This is a genomic window from Celeribacter persicus (assembly GCF_003050785.1).
Taxonomy (GTDB): domain Bacteria; phylum Pseudomonadota; class Alphaproteobacteria; order Rhodobacterales; family Rhodobacteraceae; genus Celeribacter; species Celeribacter persicus.
In genome coordinates this window covers 227,185-245,873 of the sequence record NZ_QAOH01000006.1, presented here as the reverse complement: position 1 = coordinate 245,873, position 18,689 = coordinate 227,185, and the positions used below count along the sequence as shown (strand labels likewise).

Annotated in this window: 25 protein-coding genes; 15 read left to right on the top strand and 10 right to left on the bottom strand. The window is 57.5% G+C overall.

The genetic code is table 11. From position 1 onward, the window contains the following. Positions 1–92 precede the first annotated feature (92 nt). From C8N42_RS10415 to C8N42_RS10380, 8 genes are all read right to left on the bottom strand, one after another. Entirely contained in the window at positions 93–1,064 is a 972-nt protein-coding gene (locus C8N42_RS10415) for a type I restriction endonuclease (RefSeq protein WP_107816494.1), read from the bottom strand. Beyond that, entirely contained in the window at positions 1,064–2,203 is a 1,140-nt protein-coding gene (locus C8N42_RS10410) for a DUF4268 domain-containing protein (protein WP_088672614.1), read from the bottom strand. The genes C8N42_RS10415 and C8N42_RS10410 overlap by 1 nt, the downstream gene beginning before the upstream one ends. 30 nt (positions 2,204–2,233) lie before the next feature. Further along, positions 2,234–3,073, bottom strand: a complete 840-nt coding sequence (locus C8N42_RS10405; protein WP_107816493.1) for a DUF3800 domain-containing protein — start codon at positions 3,071–3,073, stop codon at positions 2,234–2,236. A gap of 135 nt (positions 3,074–3,208) precedes the next feature. After that, positions 3,209–4,330: a Fic family protein gene (locus tag C8N42_RS10400; RefSeq protein ID WP_107816492.1), complete on the bottom strand. Its 1,122-nt coding sequence runs from the start codon at positions 4,328–4,330 to the stop codon at positions 3,209–3,211. Continuing rightward, the gene (locus tag C8N42_RS10395) at positions 4,327–5,694 is read right to left on the bottom strand and encodes a restriction endonuclease subunit S (protein WP_107816491.1); all 1,368 of its coding nucleotides are present in this window, start codon (positions 5,692–5,694) and stop codon (positions 4,327–4,329) included. Before C8N42_RS10395 ends, C8N42_RS10400 begins: the two co-directional genes overlap by 4 nt. Next, on the bottom strand, positions 5,694–7,256 hold the full coding sequence (locus C8N42_RS10390; protein ID WP_107816490.1) for a type I restriction-modification system subunit M: 1,563 nt from the start codon (positions 7,254–7,256) through the stop codon (positions 5,694–5,696). Before C8N42_RS10390 ends, C8N42_RS10395 begins: the two co-directional genes overlap by 1 nt. A gap of 103 nt (positions 7,257–7,359) precedes the next feature. Beyond that, positions 7,360–7,644, bottom strand: a complete 285-nt coding sequence (locus tag C8N42_RS10385) for a hypothetical protein (RefSeq protein ID WP_107816489.1) — start codon at positions 7,642–7,644, stop codon at positions 7,360–7,362. Beyond that, positions 7,637–8,062, bottom strand: coding sequence for a helix-turn-helix domain-containing protein (locus tag C8N42_RS10380; RefSeq protein ID WP_107816488.1), 426 nt, complete (start codon positions 8,060–8,062; stop codon positions 7,637–7,639). The genes C8N42_RS10385 and C8N42_RS10380 overlap by 8 nt, the downstream gene beginning before the upstream one ends. 376 nt (positions 8,063–8,438) lie before the next feature. Here C8N42_RS10380 and C8N42_RS10370 point away from each other — a divergent pair, with 376 nt between their 5' ends. From C8N42_RS10370 to C8N42_RS10315, 12 genes are all read left to right on the top strand, one after another. Beyond that, positions 8,439–8,645, top strand: a complete 207-nt coding sequence (locus tag C8N42_RS10370) for a hypothetical protein (RefSeq protein WP_107816486.1) — start codon at positions 8,439–8,441, stop codon at positions 8,643–8,645. Beyond that, on the top strand, positions 8,642–9,709 hold the full coding sequence (locus C8N42_RS10365; protein WP_245890040.1) for a tyrosine-type recombinase/integrase: 1,068 nt from the start codon (positions 8,642–8,644) through the stop codon (positions 9,707–9,709). Before C8N42_RS10370 ends, C8N42_RS10365 begins: the two co-directional genes overlap by 4 nt. 315 nt (positions 9,710–10,024) lie before the next feature. After that, positions 10,025–10,270, top strand: a complete 246-nt coding sequence (locus C8N42_RS10360; protein ID WP_107816517.1) for a hypothetical protein — start codon at positions 10,025–10,027, stop codon at positions 10,268–10,270. Then, on the top strand, positions 10,267–10,473 hold the full coding sequence (locus tag C8N42_RS10355; RefSeq protein ID WP_107816484.1) for a transcriptional coactivator p15/PC4 family protein: 207 nt from the start codon (positions 10,267–10,269) through the stop codon (positions 10,471–10,473). Before C8N42_RS10360 ends, C8N42_RS10355 begins: the two co-directional genes overlap by 4 nt. After that, positions 10,460–10,954 carry a helix-turn-helix domain-containing protein gene (locus C8N42_RS10350; protein WP_107816483.1) on the top strand — a complete coding sequence of 165 codons (495 nt, stop codon included), beginning with the start codon at positions 10,460–10,462 and terminating at the stop codon, positions 10,952–10,954. The genes C8N42_RS10355 and C8N42_RS10350 overlap by 14 nt, the downstream gene beginning before the upstream one ends. Positions 10,955–11,291: 337 nt before the next feature. Then, positions 11,292–12,824 carry a terminase large subunit domain-containing protein gene (locus C8N42_RS10345; RefSeq protein ID WP_245890038.1) on the top strand — a complete coding sequence of 511 codons (1,533 nt, stop codon included), beginning with the start codon at positions 11,292–11,294 and terminating at the stop codon, positions 12,822–12,824. Beyond that, positions 12,815–13,174 (top strand): hypothetical protein, encoded by a 360-nt coding sequence (locus C8N42_RS10340; protein ID WP_107816481.1) that lies wholly within the window; start codon positions 12,815–12,817, stop codon positions 13,172–13,174. Before C8N42_RS10345 ends, C8N42_RS10340 begins: the two co-directional genes overlap by 10 nt. A 64-nt stretch (positions 13,175–13,238) precedes the next feature. Further along, on the top strand, positions 13,239–13,496 hold the full coding sequence (locus tag C8N42_RS10335; protein ID WP_107816480.1) for an HNH endonuclease: 258 nt from the start codon (positions 13,239–13,241) through the stop codon (positions 13,494–13,496). Positions 13,497–13,500: 4 nt separating this feature from the next. Beyond that, complete coding sequence (locus tag C8N42_RS10330; RefSeq protein ID WP_107816479.1) at positions 13,501–14,739, top strand: phage major capsid protein; 1,239 nt, start codon at positions 13,501–13,503, stop codon at positions 14,737–14,739. After that, positions 14,739–15,293: an HK97 family phage prohead protease gene (locus C8N42_RS10325; RefSeq protein WP_107816478.1), complete on the top strand. Its 555-nt coding sequence runs from the start codon at positions 14,739–14,741 to the stop codon at positions 15,291–15,293. Before C8N42_RS10330 ends, C8N42_RS10325 begins: the two co-directional genes overlap by 1 nt. 1 nt (position 15,294) lies before the next feature. After that, positions 15,295–15,837, top strand: coding sequence for a hypothetical protein (locus tag C8N42_RS10320; RefSeq protein WP_107816477.1), 543 nt, complete (start codon positions 15,295–15,297; stop codon positions 15,835–15,837). A gap of 1 nt (position 15,838) precedes the next feature. Continuing rightward, positions 15,839–16,900, top strand: a complete 1,062-nt coding sequence (locus C8N42_RS10315; protein ID WP_107816476.1) for a hypothetical protein — start codon at positions 15,839–15,841, stop codon at positions 16,898–16,900. A 219-nt stretch (positions 16,901–17,119) separates the two neighbouring features. Here the strand turns inward: C8N42_RS10315 and C8N42_RS21375 are convergent, their stop codons facing one another. Together C8N42_RS21375 and C8N42_RS10310 are read right to left on the bottom strand one after the other, a co-directional pair. After that, positions 17,120–17,305: a helix-turn-helix domain-containing protein gene (locus C8N42_RS21375; protein WP_146168257.1), complete on the bottom strand. Its 186-nt coding sequence runs from the start codon at positions 17,303–17,305 to the stop codon at positions 17,120–17,122. Positions 17,306–17,373: 68 nt separating this feature from the next. After that, positions 17,374–17,754: an Arc family DNA-binding protein gene (locus C8N42_RS10310; protein ID WP_107816475.1), complete on the bottom strand. Its 381-nt coding sequence runs from the start codon at positions 17,752–17,754 to the stop codon at positions 17,374–17,376. Positions 17,755–17,854: 100 nt separating this feature from the next. Between C8N42_RS10310 and C8N42_RS10305 the strand changes: the two genes are divergently transcribed. Genes C8N42_RS10305 through C8N42_RS10295 form a run of 3 tightly spaced genes read left to right on the top strand, consistent with a single transcriptional unit; the run spans position 17,855 to position 18,677 of the window. After that, positions 17,855–18,013, top strand: coding sequence for an Arc family DNA-binding protein (locus C8N42_RS10305; protein ID WP_107816474.1), 159 nt, complete (start codon positions 17,855–17,857; stop codon positions 18,011–18,013). A gap of 17 nt (positions 18,014–18,030) precedes the next feature. Then, the gene (locus C8N42_RS10300; RefSeq protein ID WP_107816473.1) at positions 18,031–18,402 is read left to right on the top strand and encodes a hypothetical protein; all 372 of its coding nucleotides are present in this window, start codon (positions 18,031–18,033) and stop codon (positions 18,400–18,402) included. Further along, entirely contained in the window at positions 18,399–18,677 is a 279-nt protein-coding gene (locus C8N42_RS10295; RefSeq protein WP_107816472.1) for a hypothetical protein, read from the top strand. Before C8N42_RS10300 ends, C8N42_RS10295 begins: the two co-directional genes overlap by 4 nt. Positions 18,678–18,689: the final 12 nt, after the last annotated feature.

The following is an 18,689-nucleotide window of genomic DNA, read 5'->3' as shown; positions in this document are numbered from 1 at the left end:
TGTTTGAACTCGCGGCTGAACATCCTTCTTGTCATGTAGATTCTCCAGTTTCATTAACACCTTATCTCGGTGTCCACGAAACCGGCAGCAGCTCAGAGAAGGGTTGGATTTTCAAGGTCAGGCAGGTGCATGACGCGACCGGCCAGGAACGCCATGAGGAGAGACTTGCCCGATCCCTGCGTATGCCAGATAACGCCACCTTTGCCGTCATCGTTTCGTGCGCTAAGGATCGAATCTATGGCTTTGTGCACTGCGTGAAACTGATGATAGCCGGCGGCTTTCTTTAACGCACCTTTGCCTTCATCTTCGAAAACGATGAACCATCGTAGCATATCGAGTAGAGTACGCCGGTTTAGCAAGCCTTCGGTCAGCGTTCCCAAGGCCAACCCCTCTGTTTCTGGGACGACACGTTCGCCGTCGACGGTACGCCACCGCATGAAGCGATCAAGTCCGGCAGACATCGTGCCGTAGCGCGCATTGATCCCATCCGAGATGACCGAGAAGGCGGTAGTGCGAAACAGGTTCGGGATGTCGCGCTTATAGGTTTCTATCTGATTGAACGCGGCCTCGATATCTGCGCCTTCGGTTCCCTTGAGTTCCACGACGACCAGCGGCAAGCCATTGAGATAGATCACGACATCAGGAATACGCGGTGTGCGCCCCACCATGTCCACCTGATTGAAGGCGTGCCAGGCGTTGTCTTCATCGGTCCAATCAACCAGCCGCGCCCGGCCGTTTCGCTCCTCGCCCTGATGAAAATACGTCACCGGGACGCCCCGGACCATCAGGCTATGCAGGCGCCAGTTTTCGGAGATTGGATCGCCGATCAGCACCTCATCGGTAACAGTCGAAACCACCTCGTTGACCGCGCCATCGGGCAGGTCGGGGTTTAGCCGCTTCACTGCCTTGATGAAGGTCTTTCGCAGAATGGCATCGTGAAAACTCCGGCGCTCCGGTTCCCGTTTCTCCGGCGAAATCTCGGCACCGGAATCGCAGACGAAGCCCTGGCTCGCGAGCTTCGCCATCATCCAGTCTTCGAGATCGGACTCGGAATTCCACGCCATCAGATCATTGCCTCCCCGGATTTCAGGCGCTGGTTGAGTTCGACCAGCCGGGGGTGAAAAGTTGCTTCGAGCCGCTGCATGTGCTCGCCGAGCCAGTCGATCATTTCCGGCCAGGCTTCTTCGCTAAACCCGTCGAAGATTCGCGAAAACTGGATGCGACTGGATTTCCGGTCCTCCATGCGCTTCCAGTCTAAGGCCGCCCCGAAGTCTCGCTCCAAGCCATCGCGCTCCGAGTATAGTTGATCGAACAGCCACTTGTTCTCCGTCTTGTTTGCGCGCTGAAGGCTAATTTCGACGCGGGCCTCATCCTTCGAGAAGATGAGGTTATAGACGCAGCCCGAGATCCCGGTGCCGGCGCTCAGCCAATGATCCTTGGAGGGGCTGATATTGGCAAAGAGCGACAGGCCACGCTCGCGCATCGCCTCCAGTGCCTTTTCCCAGAATGCCAGGCGGAGCTGGTGGCTGCGGCGTTGCACGCCGATGGCCGACTTTTCCTCGGTTTCCTTCTGCGCCATACGGATCATGTAATCGGCCGCTTCCGGTGTCGGGATCACCTGTTGAAGATCGAGGAACAGTTCTTCCCCGAACCGATACGGAATCGCCTTGATGCAGCGCGCGTCGATCTGGTGTTCGCGCAACCAGAGCACTGTGGCCGTAACCTCCCGCCGGAAATTGGCTGCGATGAAGACGACGCGCTGATCATTACCCTCGTTCAGGACGATCTCGTCGAAACTGTCCTCCTCAAGGAATTCGCAGATCATGGTGACGGCATCTCCGCTTGCACCCAGATATTTCTGGAAGATATCGACGATCTCGGCCTTCTTAAGGCTCGAACAATAGGCAGCGTATTTCAGCGCCTGCCAGACGACATCACGACCGGAATCGTCCAGCTTGTTCTCGATGACGACCAATTGGCCGTTCCGGTCGAGCGCTAGCAGATCGAGGCGCTCGCGTGTGCCGTCGAACCCGTCGAACTCCTTCTGGATGATCAACAGATCGTCGCCGAGCGTTTCGCCCAGGGCTTCGGGCATCGAGGCCAACCACTCCTGAAGGTGTTCACGCTCGCGGAACCCGACTTCGGAGAAGCTGGTGCGTTCAAGCTTGCGTAGGCGGTTGGCGGAACGGTCGATCTGGAACATGAAATTACCTGTGATGTGCGGGATGAGTGATTAGATCGCCCACCCTTGATGAACAGCTTCTTTAAAGAAAGTTACGCCCGGGTCGCCCGGCGCGTGACCCAGCTTCTCGCGCTGAGGTTCAAGAATATCCACAAGACCCTGATAATAATCTTTCTCGCCAGCATACGCCTCAGCTTCGGCGTACAATTCCAGATGCCGACGATAGACATAGCAGATTGCATCTGCGATCTGGACGAGTGAAGAATGGTCGGATTTGATTGCAAACGCCGTGTTGATGATGTGGTCGAAGCGGTCCTTGTCTGATCGAGGAACCCAGATCGATTTTCCCCGCTTCTTTTTCCGTTCCTGGTAGAGGCAGTCGTACCAAGGATCAGCCTTGTAGAGGCCATCCGACAGTTGTGGCATCTCGGCCTTGTTGTCATCCATGATCACAACTGTCAGCCCTTTGCTGTTCTTGATGCCCTGCATCTTCTTCTGGACCAGCCCAGCCGTGAACATGCCCCCCGCGAGCCAGTAGCTGTCGCCGAAAGGATGGCCATAACCGGCCGCTTTCGCCGCGTTGAGGGCCTGAAACGAAAATGCGATCCCGAACAATTTCCCGCCGTTTGCCACCGCGAGACGGCAGATGTCGGTGAGGAAGTCCTTGCGTTCTTGCGGAGGAATTTTGCTCCATCCACCCTTGCCGTTGATAAAACGAGACGTCTTGAGTTCCGTCCCACTTCCGGGGTGTTTCTTCAGGAGTTCGTCCAACTTCCAATCGAAATCCGAGGTCTTTTTGCGGAGCTTGTAAGCATCGACCATGAGACCGCACATCACGAACACATCACCATCACCGGGTGAACCGCTCTCGTCGATGTAGATGAATTTCATCAGACAACCTCCTCGATCTGTTTCTTTTCTTCGCGGGCGTTCTGTTTGTGGATCATGGATTGATCGCAAGGGTTCTTGTGGATCGCGTTCCGGATTCCGTGAGCCACAATGAAGTTTGTCGTGAACGGATGAGCCTCAAAATGCTGGCCTCCCCTCGCAGATGTTCAGAAGCTCGGGGAAGGCCAGCACGGCCGCGCGTCTTCCGCTCGCGGGGCGAAGCACGGTGAGCAGCGGATTCTCGCAGTCACGCACTTCCCGCAGGATGCGGTTCGCGGTCGGCTTCGGTATGTCGACATGCGCCACGAAATCTGAGGCCGCGAAAATCGGTCGCGTGAAAAACCAGTCTAGCGCCCGCCCGCTGTACTGCGACCGGGTGACTTCGATCATCCAGTCCTTGCGCGCATTGTAGAGCGCGTGAATCGCTTGGGCCTTGGTTTCGTTTGCTTCCGCTTGGTGGATAATGGCGCGAAGGAAGAACGCGCACCAACCGGTCCAATCTCCGTCACGGGACACAGCCAGAAGCCGGTCGTAGTATTCGCCACGATTTCGTTCGAGAAATTCCGACAGGTAGAAGTTGGGGGAGGACAGCAACCCTTTGAACTTCAGGAACAGCGGAATGATGAGGCGTCCCAACCGGCCATTGCCGTCCAAGAAGGGATGGATCGCCTCGAACTCGGCGTGCAGGATGGCCAGCTGCACCAACAGGTCCGGGGCATCGGCGTGGATATAGGCCTCCCACGCCTGCATCGCCGCAGGCAGTGCGTCGGCGGAGCAAGGGACGAAGCGCGCATCTTCGATGGTGCAGCCTTCGGCACCGATCCAGTTGGGGACACGCCTGTATTCACCCGGCGACTTGTTGCGCCCACGCACCCCTTGCATCAGGACAGCGTGAGTTTGCCGGACCAGCCGCTGCGACAAGGGGAGCTCATCCAGCAGGTGCAAAGCCTCGTTCAACGCGGCCCGATAGTTCAGAACCTCGCGGATGTCGGCCTTTTGCGGTGTGCTTTCATCGGTCTGGTCGCCCTCGGCCTCGTATTCCAGAACCTCGCCAAGGGTGGCTTGGGTGCCCTCGATACGGCTGGACAGAACGGCTTCCTGCGATGTCAGCGGAGATAGCAGCACATTGGGGTTGGGGATGCCGTGCAGCACACCCTCATAACGCGCAACCGCCGCATTGGCGGGGCCGATCAGCGGAATCAGCTCAGGCCAGCGCAACTCGCCGGGAGGGAAGCCGTTGGTATGATACAGAACGGTCATAGAACCTCCTCGACTTGTTTTTCTACCTCGCGGACGCGCAGTTCCCCGGACATGAGGCGGGGAAGCAGAGTGTCGCGAAGGTCAGCGAGCGTCTTGCTTTCCAAATCGGCAGCAAAGGCTCGATTGAATGCCGGTTCAATATATTTTCCGGCGGCGCTTATGACGGCCCTATTGTCGGGGATTGCGATCATGGCGTCTTTCAAATGATGCCTCTGAATATGGCCCATAGTTGTGGCCTTGGAAGCAGCAATTTGCCGAAATTCTGCCATATGTTGATCAACGGCGAAGAAGTGGAGCCACTTCGGCACAACCTTCGACGTAACCTTGAAAAGGTGTTGATTCAGGGCTCCTGGCCCCTCTGTCCACACTTTTTGTAGAAGCGAGCCTGACCAAGAGAACAACACATCGCCGTCGTTGATCTTATACTTCTCCGGAACCTGAAGTCCGGCGCGATTAGATTTAGGGGTAATGCCCGCACGGAGCTCCGCGATCTTGATTACTGGAAGGCTATCCTCACCTTCCTCGGCTGGAAATTTCTGTAGTGCTGCACCGTTCAAAAAATCAGCGATATCGTCGAGGGACTGCATAGCCCAGTCCTTTGGCAAGCCATCGGGCCCGAAGCTGTCGGGGAAGAGGGCGGCGGTGGTATCGTCCATATGGGCGGGGGATTGGCCGAGGGCGCGGGCATGGACGGGATCGAAATCCACGAACCAGGACCGATAAAGCGCCCGCGCCATCTCCTCCAGCGTCGCGCTCATCCGGCGGTTCAACTCGATCTTGTCGTCGAGCATCTGAAGAATATCGGCGATGCGCTTTTGCTCGGCTATTGGTGGCAAGCAAATGTGAAATGCCTTCAATTCCGGGTAATAAATGGTCTGATGCGTCGAGCCGTAGGAGAAGCGTGCAAACGAATCCCGCTCTGCAAGAAGCGCAAATTTCAGAAACCTGTAGTCCAGATTCTCGGTGCAGACCCAATTCGCGAAATCCTGGCTCGTTGACATCGGCCTGCCCATGACCACGACATAGCCGACAGAAGCCGTTCTGGAGAGGCAGACTGTATTCGCGGGTAAAACTCTTGCCGCCGAGTTCGCGATCCCAAGGTCGTTAGTGTACTGTGCAGTTTCGTAGATTGTTCTGCCATGGTTTCCGGTCGCATCTTTGATGCCGATCCAGGGAATTTCGCCGCCCCAGTATTCCGGCTTCCTACGACTCGGAGTGTGGCCTGACTCCAACCGTGCAACATCAGAAAGAGCAGTCCACCGCCATCCTTCTGGCGTGGGAGTGCCTGGGTCCCCGACGCCGAGGACATATTGCCCTTCAATGACACCCGTTGTTGCTTCCCTTCCTCCTGTCTGCCGAGCCATCAGATCAGCTCTCCGAGCCGTGCGTTGATCTCCTGTTCGAGACGGCGCCCCTCAACAAATTGCGCGCGCAGTTCTGCCGCCAGCCGTTCGAATTTCTCATCGAAGGGTTCACCGTCCTCCTCGGACGCACCTGCGCCTACGTAGCGGCCTGGGGTCAGGACGTAGTTATGCTTCGCGATTTCCTCCATGGAGACCGCCTTGCAGAAGCCCGGCTCATCAAGATAGTTGCCCGCGCTCGGTTCCCCGCGCCAAGCGTGATAGGTGCCAGCAATCCGCTCGATTTCTTCACGGGACAGCTCCTTCTGCTTACGGCTCCCTGATACCAGCGCACCCATTTTGCGAGCATCGATAAATAGCACCTCGCCGCGACGGTCACGGAGCTTGGCGTCCTTGGCGATCCCGTTTGACCGGTCTTTGGCCAATATCCAGATACAGGCCGGAATCTGTGTGCCGTAAAATAGCTGACCGGGCAGCGCGATCATGGCGTCGACAATATCACCGACGATCTCGGTTCTGCCGTCTTTGTGCTTGATGGTCTTGGGTTCAACCATGGCGCGGCGGATGTCGCCTTCGCCGCTAGACATTGAAGACATCGACCCATTCGCCATGACAACACCGGCAACGCCAGTAGCGCTAAGCTTGTCATAGATGTGCTGCATCCAAGCGAAGTTGGCGTTCCCGACCGGTGGTGTGCCGAACTTCCAACGCCGATCCTCGGCCAAGATGTCTCCCGACCAGTCCGAGATGTTGAAGGGCGGATTCGCCATCACGTATTCGAATTTTTCATCTGCGAAGGCATCGCGCAGCAGCGTGCCCTCCGGGTTCCACTCCAGACGAGCGTTGATACCCCGGATCGCGAGGTTCATCCGCGCGAGGCCATAGGTGGTGTGGTTCCGCTCCTGACCATAGATCGCCAGATCGAGGCGGCGGCCAGCGTGGTTTTTGATGAAGCGTTCGGAGTGGACCATGAAGGAGCCCGACCCGTGACAGGGCTCGTACAAACGCCCTTTCCACGGTTCGAGGATATCGACGATCAGTTCTACGACTGGCTTCGGCGTGTGGAAATCACCGCCGCGCTTGCCCTCGTTAGAGGCGAATTCCGAGATGAAGTACTCGTAGATGCGCCCGACCAGATCGAAGTCCTTCTGGGTGCCTTCGAACTTGATATTCGCGAAGAGCTCGATCAACCCGCCGACCACTGCCGGATCAAGGCCAGCGCGGCCAAAGACTTTGGGGAGAGCGCCTTTCAGTTGCTTATTATCCTCTTCGATCGCGCGCATGGCCTTATCGACCATCACGCCAATCTCTGGGTCTTTCGAATTCGCGGACAGGTGCCGCCACCGGGCCGCTTCGGGAACCCAGAAGATGCCTTCCGCCAGATACTCGTCGATGTCCTCGGCGACCTCTTCACCTTCTGGCAACAGTTCGTCGTATTTCCGTTCAAAAGCCGTAGAAATGTAGCGCAGGAAGAGTAGCCCAAGCGCAACGTGCTTGTACTCGCCAGGGTCCATGGAGCCGCGCATCTTGTCAGCCGCGGCGAAGAGGGTCTTTTCAATCGTCATTTGGGGTCCGTGAGTTTCTGCCGCGCCGGATGTGGTGATCGGGCGTTTCTGTCGCTGCTCGCCTCGGCGGAGGCTTTGCGGCCATTTTTGTTGGGGATGCGCATCAGAATTCCCTCTCGTCGACTGAGGTGACGAGTCTTAAGGCCCTCCAGAAGGCTTCTCCTGCCAAGGCGATACCAAATCCCAGGGCACCGATAGCAATCATGAACGTGGTCGCAAGATCAGTCTGAGGGTGATCTGATTGTCGAAGTGAGAGAAAAATCACCAGAGCCAGCATTGCCGTCACTATCCCGGCCAGTCTGAGGCGGTTTACCAGCTTACCCAGATGTCGGTCCGCTCGGCGGCGTTCTTCTAGTATCGAGAACTTCGAGTCGAGTTGGCTATTCATCTTCACCTCTCATCAGTTCATAGACCGCTTTCGCCTCCTCACTCGGCGATGATCCTTTGCTGAAGCATTGCTTGAGGACGTAGCGGAAGAACTTGCCATAGGTCTTCTCTCCGAGGGGAGGCTGACCGGAATTGGCTGAAATCGCGTAGGTCGCATCGCTGGTCTGCGCCGCAAGCTCGATAAGTTCGATGTCTTGCGGTTGAGGCTCTTCACCGAACACCAGCCAGCGCAGATCGACGTTGAACTTGGATGAGAACAGGGCGGCGACCGCCAAGGGAGGCTCTCGTTTGCCGAGTTCGTAGTTCTTGTAGGCGCGGTCAGAGAGCTCAAGCATCGCGGCAAACTTGCCTTGCGAGTACCCAGTCTTCTCACGGGTTTCACGCATTCGTTGCCCGACATAAGCGATCTGACTTGTCATGATACCAATCGTGCCCTAATGTGGTAACGAACATGCACTTGTTCGCAATCATTGCGCCAGTGTTACCTGATTGCGTGGAAAAGGGAAGAAAGATGTCCGATTGTGCCCTTATGACCCCGAGAGAAATAGCCGAGAAGAGCGGTTGGCCGGAGAGGCGAATTCGTTCTTTGATCGCAAGCAAGCAGATCAAACATCTCAAGATTGGCAGTGCATTCTACCTTCCCGAGGACGCCATAACCGATTTCGTGCGGCGCAACATGGTCGTTCCAGATCAAGGGGGGGCAGAGGAGTGACGCTATTTCGAAGTGCTTTCAACGAAGAGGATTGCGCTGGTTTGGAGATCCAAACGTCAGCAGTTGGCACATGAGGTGAAGCCATGGCCCGATATGTTCCAATCGCCGCCAAGGAAAGCACGGCAGCTCAACTACTTGACATGACGGTCAGCGAGTTCAGGGCAGGCGTCGCCTCTGGTCAGCTGCCAGATGGAAAAAATATTGCGGGTGAAAAACGATGGGATACGCGGCTGCTTGAGCAGCTTGTCGCTGGAGACCTCATTGACGGGAATGAGGAGATTATCTGGTGAAGCGGAAAAAATACCTTTGGCAGCACCCAAGCGGGCGCTGGTATGTGCGAAAGGGCGGTCGCTACTACCGCATCTATGCTTCTGACGGCACGCCTGAATTCGATGATGAGTACTGGTCAATCGTTCGCGGCAAGCGTCATGCAGCAAAACGCTCCTGGTCGGTTCTGATCGCCGAACTTCGCAAAACCGACAAATGGGCGGGTTACGAGCCACGCTATCGTGAGGATTTGGAAGGCACCTTCACATACCTTGAGGAGCGAATTGGGAAACGGGACGTAAGGCACCTGACCAAGGCTGATATTTACAACGCCATGGACAAGAACACACACCGAGTGAGGTTCGCCAACTATATCCCCGTTGCGATTTCCTTGCTCGCCAAGCTTGGGCAAAGAAAAGGTTGGCTGAAGGATAACCCGGCTACTGACATCGAGCTTCTGAAAGTCCCAGAAGACAGAAAAAAGCCGCACATTCCCTGGACGGACGCAGCGGTGGAAACTTGGAGACGCGAAGCATTCGATTTGCCGATGCTCATCTTTGAACTCGGGGTAGGCAGTGTTCAAAGGCCGGGGGACCTGAACGCTTTCACGTGGCGTCAATACGAAGATGGGCAGAACCTGAAGATAACGCAGAGCAAGACGGGCGTGGAGCTTCTGCTTCCCTGCACGTTAAACCTACGAGCGCAGCTTGATCGCCTGAAGGCAGAGCTAGGGGAAAGGCTAACCCCCGATCGTCCAATACTGGCGAATGATGATGGCTCGCCGATGAGCTACTTCAAGATTGCCCGTATTATGAGGGCCGAGCGCGAACGACTTGGTGTGCTGGAGCACGACCTACATGCTATGCGCTATCGCGGCGTCATGGAGTTGGCGTGGGCGGGCTGTGACGATGATGAAATCATGAGCTTTAGCGGCCACAAAACCAAGAAGATGGTCATCAAGTACGCTGGGTTTGCGCGTCAGGTCATGCGCGCAACAACTGCTGCTGAGAAACGACAGCTGTGGGAGCGGCTTTTGGATGAAACGAGAACGAAAATTGAAACTGATACCAAGGGTGATACTCAATGAGCAGAAAATCTTCTAACCCATTGAAAATATTGGAGGCGAGTACCGGAATCGAACCGGTGTACACGGATTTGCAATCCGGCCTGAAAACCAAGCAAAACAAGGGGGTATCGTTTCAAAACATGCCCCGACAAAACGGGAACTTTCCGAGAAAGTTTCAAACGCCGAACTGAACGGCGCAAAAGAAAACGCCGCGACCTCGGCAAAGGTCAACGGCGCTGAAACTTCTTGTGAAACCGACCAGTTTCCCGGTGAAAATAGCCCAGCTTGGGCCGGAGCGCCAGCGATTATTCTGCGCCACTTCTGCGGGGTGGCGGCATGACCGACACACCCAAGCCTCTCTCCCGGCAACAGCGGTGGCGGAAGCGCAATCCTAAATCCTATCTCGCGCATCTGGCGGTCGGCGCTGCGCTGCGTCACGGCGTGATCGAACGCAAGCCGTGCGAGTGCTGCGGGGATCCAAAAACTGAGGCGCATCACCCGGATTATGATCGGCCATATGATGTGCAGTGGCTCTGCCGCAAGTGCCACAAGGCCCTTCATGCGAAGGAGTCGGCGGCATGATCGAACTTCGCAAAAACAAACGGGAGGTGGTTCGCGTCGAGCGGGCCACTTTCAATGGCGTTGACTGCATCAATGCCCGCGTCTGGTTTGCAGATGAAACGGGCGAAATGCGCCCCAGCAAGAAGGGCCTGACCCTTCGCGTAGAGCTTGCCGACGATCTGGCTAAAGCCATTCAAGAGGTGGTGGCCGATGGGACGCGATAAGCGCAACGAGAACAAGCAAGAGGCCGTCACGGCTCTGCGCCTGAGCGTCATGCGAACCCCTGCGTGGCGCGCTCTCTCACCTACTGCACAGGCGCTCTATCCGTGGCTCAAGCTGGAATGGCGCGGGGCCAAATTCAACAACAACGGCAAGCTGCGTCTGTCCACCCGTCAAGCTGCTGAGCGCATGGGGTGTGCAATCAACACGGCCATGCGTGGTTTCCACGACCTGCAAGCCAAGGGGTTCATCATCCAGACAGAGGGCGCGTGTCTTGGCACTGAGGGCATGGGCAAGTCCCCGGCCTATGAACTGACAGAGATCATGCCTGCGGGTCAGCAAGGCCCAGGCAAACAGTGGTTCCTGAACTGGTCCGAGGGGCATGACTTCCCGGTCAAGGTTGCGGCCACGCCTGCCCGTGCGAAAACAAAACCCCGTCGCAAATTTGAAGACAGTACTGTCGTCATTTTGGAGACGAAACGATGATAGCCTGTCTCAAAAATGAAGACGCCCTGTCACCATTATTGCGACGAAATGCGCCAAATGTGGTGAGACCCTGTCTCAATAATTGCGACATCCTAGTAAACCATGGGGTGGTGGTCGGGGGCGAGGCGGACGCTTCCAACAGGAAACTATCCACCAACAGAGCTAAGCAGGCAGGCCGTCCGGTAGACACCAAATATCGGACGGATGGGCTGCCTGCGTGTTTGCGTCTCTTGGATCGCCTGAGAATGGTCCCAATGCCCCCGTTTGCAAATGGGTGGGGGACCGCCGCCTCAACTGTTCTTTTCTCTCTCCCAAAAAAAATCCGGGGGAAATGCTGATGGCTAGGGCATCGAAAGAGGCAATGGCGGCTCTGCGCTTCCTTCCCAAGCTGATCGTTCCCGAGGGTCGGACGGCAGGAAAGCGGCTCAAGCTGGCCTCATATCAGAAGGACTTTGTTCGTGGTGCGTTTGGCAAGGACATTGCGGCGGGCTGTCTCAGCATTGGACGCGGCAATGCCAAGACCGCTCTGTCTGCGGGCATTGCTTTGGGGCACCTCATGGGCGAAATCGCACCCCAGCCCAAGCGGGAAATCATCTTTGCAGCCCGGAACCGGGATCAGGCGAAAATCGCGTTCGGCTTTCTGGTCGGTTTCATCGAAGGATTGCCTGAGGAAGAACAGGAACAATTCACGATCCGGCGCGGCTCAAAGCTGGAAGTTGAAACGGCTGAGAACGGCGGCGGGCTGGCAAGGGTGATTGCTGCGGATGGCAAAAGCATTTTGGGCGGCGCTCCGACGCTGGCGATTCTCGATGAGAGGGCCGCATGGGAACGCGAAAAGGGCGACAATCTGGAAAACGCCATTCTCTCAGGCCTTGGCAAGCGTGACGGGCGGGCGCTGATTATCTCCACCTCTGCGCCTGATGACGCGAACACCTTTTCGCGCTGGTTGGATGAACCGCCGCCCAACGTCTATGTGCAGGAACACCGTCCGGAACCGGGCTTGCCGCCTGACGATCTGGAAAGCCTCCTGATTGCCAATCCCGGCGCGGTCGAGGGCATCGGTTCAACGCCGGAATGGCTGGTCGCACAGGCACGGCGAGCGATTGCGAGGGGTGGTTCGGCGCTTTCCAGCTTCCGCAACTTGAACCGGAATGAGCGCGTGGCCGCTGATGATCGTTCGGTTTTGGTCACGGTGGATGAATGGCTTGCGGCTGAGGTCGCGCCCGACGATCTGCCCGAGCGTGACGGCCCGGTGATACTTGGCGTTGATCTTGGCGGATCGCGGTCTATGTCGGCGGCGGCACTCTATTGGCCTGAAACTGGGCGTCTGGAAGCCTTCGGGGCATTTCCGACGAAACCCGGCCTTGCGGATCGTGGGGCGTCTGATGGTGTGTCAGATCGCTACGAGCAAATGCACGAGCGCGGCGAGTTGATGACCATGGGAGAAACCACGGTGCCTGTGGACCGCTTTCTTTCCGAGGTAGTAGCGCGTCTTGAAGGCCAAGCTCCGGCGGCAATCGTGGGTGACAGGTTCCGTCACGCTGAGTTCGTCGAAGCACTTCGCGGGGCCGGTCTTGATCGCATCCCAATGATTTATCGCGGCTTCGGATGGAAAGACGGCTCTGAGGACGTTGAACGATTCCGGCGAGCGCTCTTTGAGCAAAAGGTGAATCTCTTGCCGTCTCTGCTCCTGCGCTCTGCCTTCGCGGACGCAATCACGCTGGTTGATCCGGCGGGCAATCACAAGCTGGCGAAATCGAGATCGACCGGGCGCATCGACGCGGCGGCGGCAACGGTCATTGCCGTTGCCCAAGGGGTTCGAATGACAAGCGCACCGAAAAACAAAGGAGGACGCTTCGCATGGAGTTGACGAAAAACGCATCGAGACTGATCGCGAAATATGGGCAGGCGGCGGTGATATTGCGCCCCGGTGAGGGGGTTGATGATGGATATGGCAACATCACACCTGGTGACGACACCGCGCACCCCTGCACGGCCTTTGTGGCGACATTCACGGTGAATGAGGAATTTATCGCGGCAGGCCTGATGGATGTGGGGGATCAACGTGTCTTGGTTTCGGCTGATGGTCTGACGATCACGCCGGAAACCACTGACAAAATGCAGATCGGCACGACCATCATGGACATTGTTCGGGTGGTTCCTCACGCCCCCGGCGGCACCCTCTTTTTCTGGGAGGTGCAATCACGTGATCTCGTTTAAGCGAAAAGAATACGCGCGACATTCCAAGCGGATCACACGTGGTCCACGTTGGAAGGCACTGCGGATGCAGGCGCTTGAGCGCGACGACTGGAAATGTGTGCAATGCGGCGAGCGGCGCAGGCTTGAGATCGATCATATCGAGCCGGTGCGGGATCGCCCGGACTTGGCCTATTCGCTGGCAAATTTACAGACCCTTTGCGGGCGCTGTCACGCCAGCAAAACGAGACAAGAGGTTGGGTGGAAACCCCTTCCTCCTGAGCGTCAGGAATGGCGCGACTTGCTGCGGGATATGCAGCACAAACCCCAACAAAAGCGAGGTTAAGAGCATGTTGGATTCTGTGAAGATCGCACGGCGGCAAAGCGAAATCCGCCAGACCCTTTCCGGCATTGTCGGCAAAGAAAATCCGTCTGAGGACGAAACCCGCCAGATGGATGAACTCGACCGCGAATATCGGTCCAATGAAACCCGGTATCGCGCCGCGCTGATCGCGGAAGACGAGGAACGCCGGGAAGCCGGGGCCGAACTGGAAACCCGCTCCGAGTCGGAATGGTCTGATCTGGTCGACCAATTCGAACTGCGCCAGATCGCTTTCGCCCTGGACGAAGGCAAGGCGCTGGACGGGGCCACGAAAGAGGTGGTCGAGGAACTGCGCAGCGCGGGCGGCTATCAGGGCATCCCGGTGCCCTACGGCGCGCTTGAGACCCGGGCCGGGGAGACCGTTTCCGGGACCGATCTGCCGAACCCCAAGGTGATCCGCCCCGTGGTGGACCGCCTCTTTCCGAACTCCGTTGCCGCGCGGCTGGGCGTTCAGTCCATCCAGATCGCACAGGGTGAGGTCGGGTTCCCGGTGGCGACGGCTGGCGCGGTGTTCGGCTGGCAGACTGACGAACTTTCGGACGTGGGGGCGGCGTCGGCCTACACCACCAGCGAAACGAGCCTGTCGCCCGATCAGACCGGCGGTGCGCAAATGGTCATCACCCGCAAAGCCCTCAAGCAATCGGGTGCCGGTCTGGAACAGGCGATCCGCCGCGATCTGAATGCCGTGATCGGAACCGAGATTGACCGCGTGGTGGTCAACGGTTCCGGCGCATCGGGCGAGCCTCTGGGCATCGTTCCCGGCGCAGCGACCTATGGCATCACCAGCACGGCGATTGGCGCGGTCGCGGATTGGGCGGCGTTCCGGGCCGAGGTGGTGGCCTTCATGGAAGCCAACGCCATTGCCTCCGCATCGGCGGTCAACCTGGCCTTCACCCCGGCGATCTGGTCCGATCTCGATGAGGCGCTTATCAGCGGCACCGCTGTCTCCGAATGGGATCGCCTGACCCGGCACATTGCCAACCCGGCCATTTCCAACGTCATTCCGGCCGCATCGGCGATCATGTCGGCCAATGTGCAGGGGATCGCGCCGGGATACCTGGGCCTTTATGGCGGGGTGGATTTGATCCGCGATCCATACACCAAGGCGGGGTCCGGCGCGCTGGTTCTGACCGGGCTGGTCACAGCGGACTTCACTGTCCCGCGCGGCCTGCAAACCCGCATCCTGACCGGGTTGGCGGCTGCGTAATGCTCTGGGGGGCGCATAGCGGCACCTTTGAGGTACGGGCCGAGGGCGGGGAAACCTGCCTTCGCGCCACGTTCCCATATGGTGTGCAAACCGAACTTGCGAACAACCGGCATGAGGTGGTTGCGCCCCGTGCTTTCGCGAATCGGATCGAGGCAGGTGAGGACGTTCATTTCCTTTCCGGTCATGACTTTAACAAACCGTTGGCGAGCCGTGCGGCGGGAACGCTCACCCTGCGTGATACGGACACGGCGCTTGAGATCGAGGCGCGTATTGACGGCGGCACAAGCTGGGCGCGCGACTTTCTGGCGGCAAACGCGGCTGGGTTGGTGCGCGGCTTGTCTCCGGGCTTTCGTGTTGCCAATGGGGGTGAACGGATCGAGCGGCGTGGTTCTGACCTTCTGCGCACGATCACACGCGCCGATCTGATCGAGATCAGCGCCGTGACAAAACCGGCCTATCCGGCGGCGCAGATTGAGGCGCGGTCATGGGAAACGCATCAAGATCGGCAACCCGCTCAAGGCGCGATCTATGCCCTCAATAAATGGAGGATTTGACATGGCAGTGACGTTGAAAGAGGTCGAGGAAATCCCAGCCAGCTATCCCGATGCGCCGGCCAATCTGTCGGCTGCGGCGGCAGCACTCGATACAGATGCGATCTGGCAGCGGATCGAGGCCTATTGTTCGAGGCGCTGGACCACAAGAGAGGTGGTCTGGATCGTGGAAGATAATGGTGATTGGTGTCCGCCTCTCTCCCCTCTGACAATCACCTCAGAGGAGGTGTGGAACGGGGAAGGATGGGAAACCGCGACAGATCTCTATGCCTCCCCTTATGGGGGTTATCGCCTGACCACTGAGGGACCGCATCGGTTCACCGGCACAGCGGGCGGGGTTGATGTGCCTGCTGCTGTCTCCGAGGCGTTCCGGCGGCTTGCGGAATACCTGGCAGATGAACCGGACCGGGCGGGCGTGTCGAGCTATTCCGTGAATATGGGCGGCGCAATCGAGGAAAGCTATCAGCGCAACCCGGCATGGGTGGCGCGGGCAATGGAACTGAGCGGGGCAGCGGACCTTCTGCGCCCATGGAAAAGGAGATTCTGATATGGGGTTTATTGATCTGTTCCGACGTAAAATTGCACCCGTCGAAACCCGCTCCGCCGCGAGTGGCTTCACCGCCGAGCTTATGGCCGCACGTGAGGCATATATCTCCGGTCGGCAGGGTGTGGCCGATCTGACCGCGACCGTGCAAGCCGCTGTCACGCTCTGGGAGGGTGGCTTGTCCATCGCTGATGTGGATGGTGCCGACATGCTGGACGGGCGCTCTCTGGCCCTTACGGCGCGCGCTTTGGCCCTTCGCGGTGAAGCGGTGTTCCTGATCCGCGAGGATGGGCTTGTCCCATGCAACGATTGGGACCTGAAAACCCGCAACGGCAACCCCACGGCTTACCGGGTCTCTGTCTCCGAGGTCGGCGGTGGAGAGAGCTTCACGGCATTGGCCGGGGAGGTTCTGCATTTCCGCATCGGAAGCGATGTGGGCGCGCCTTACTTCGGTACATCACCGCTCAAGCGCGCGCCCATCACGGCAAGCCTGTTGAACATTATTGAAACGGCGCTTTCCGAGGTCTATGAGACCGCGCCTCTGGCGTCTCAGATTGTGCCATTTCCCGAGGCTCCGCAAACCGATCTGGAAAAAATGGCGCGCGGTTTCCGCGGCAATCGCGGCAAGGTGCTGATCCGAGAATCAGTCAATGTGGCGGCGGCGGGTGGCCCGGCTCCGGCGCAGGACTGGAAGCCGCACGATCTTTCCCCGGACTTGTCCAAAGCCATGACGCGCGAGTCACTGGCGGCGGCGCGTGACGCGATCAACATGGTGTTCGGCGTCTTGCCGGGTCTGACCTCAACCGCGACAACAGGCCCAATGGTGCGCGAGGCGCAACGCCACCTTGCTCAATGGGTGCTGCAACCGATCGGCAACATGATCGCAGATGAAGCGTCCGGGAAATTTGGCCAGACCGTGAAAATCGACGTGATGCGACCTCTTCAAGCCTTTGATGCGGGCGGCAGGGCGCGGGCTGCGGCAACGATCATTCAGGCGATAGCACAGGCCAAGGAGGCGGGCGTTGACCCGTCTGAGGCACTGCGGCTGGTGGATTGGAAGGAATAAGGCTGGGATGTGCTGGCGGGCCTTTATTTGATTTCACCCGCAAAACATCTGGGATTAGACGGAGAGTGCCCGGTCCTCATGGCCGAAAACCCCGTCAAGGCGCGGTCCTTTTTTGTTCCTTAGGGAGCCTCCTTTAGGACGCGGCGCAGATCGGCACGGCAGACACCGGGGGCGATCATGGGGCCGGGAGGCATAGGGGAACTATGCACCGGCCCTATTCTATTTGATTGCGGCTTTTCCGGCTTCAGTAATGCGATAACCTTCATCGTTTTCGCAACGCTCAATCAGCCCTTTGTCTTCTAAGGCATGCCACGTTTTCGGCCCTATCCGGCTAACTTTGCCGATGTGTTCGCATTCATCGCCAATGAAGCATTCAAGAACCTTTATCTCTTTATCGCTTAGCATCCGTGTCACCTATTCATTGCCCAAACTTACTATCAGTTTATTCTTTCCGGGGTGATGGCAATTCCTCCTTATAGATCGTCTGGGGGCGCTTCCTGGAGCTCAAATTCGTACTTAATATTTCCTGAAGCCATTAATAATTTCAGCGTGTTTTTGTGCATTGATATTTCGCAGTTTACGCCACGTTTCCGAAGCTCATTTTCTTTCTCGCTTACTGTTTTAATTCGGTCTTGCTCCGTCATAACCGTCAGCAATCCAAGCAACTGAAGGACTTCGACTGTAACCTGATGAATGTCGGGAGGCGTCGCCGGATACTCCTTTTCAAGCGTTGCGACGATTTCGGCGTTCATCGAACGATTGTTGGTTTCTGCGGCGGCTTTGATCCGGTCGCGCATACCATCTGGCAGGCGAACAACAAATTGATCTGATCCGCGACCGGCTTTTGCTGACATTTTTCGCTCCATACTGTTCCGATAGCACTGTGCGATTGACTATTGACAGTCAATGCTATGACGGTGCTATATATTGCCGTGCTACTATGGAGGGTGAGCGATGAAATCACCGACGATTCAACTTCCGATCCGCTTTCCTCTCGACGTGAAAGCATGGATCGAAGCTCAAGCCGATAAGAACGGTTCGAGCCAGAACAGCGAAGTGATCCGCGCCGTGCGTGACCGCATGGCGAAGATCGAAGAACAGAAAACAGTCTAAGTTTAGGAGACAGACAGATGATGAATGAACGCGCCCGCGCGACCAATACCGGTTTGCCTGACGACACGCATATGATCTCGTTCGGTGAGCGGGTCATGAGCCTTTCGCCCAAGCGTCAGAGAATGATTCTTAACATGCTGGACCAGTTGGAAATCGAACAGGGCATCTTGCCTCAAGGAGCGCTTGATCGCCTCTCGCTCTTTGGTGAATGGACCGGAACCACACCGCCGGAGAACATTCTGGAAGACCATGGCGACGGACCGACATTTTCGAACGATCTTCTCTCCTATGCCGTTGAGAACGGCATGAGCCTCGATTGGTTCTGGATGGGCGATGAGCGTGGCCTTGTGATCTGCGCTCACAATGAAGCACGGGAGAATTTGTCATGAGCCATGATCTCGCCCGAAATGCGGATGAAGCCCGCTTCATGGAAGCCGTCACGAAATTAGACGAGATCGAGCAACTGATCATCCTTCACGGCATGAGGGCAATGGCCCGAGATGAAATCAACGCGGATCAGTTTCAGGAAAAGTACACTGCGCTTTTGGAACGCTACAGGGCGGGCGAAGAACTGACACTGGCTGATCTTGGCATTGCGTACCGGATGGCGTGTGCGGTGCAGGTCGGCAGGTCAGAAGTTGAGGCTGACCATATGAGGGGTTGATATCCATTTGGA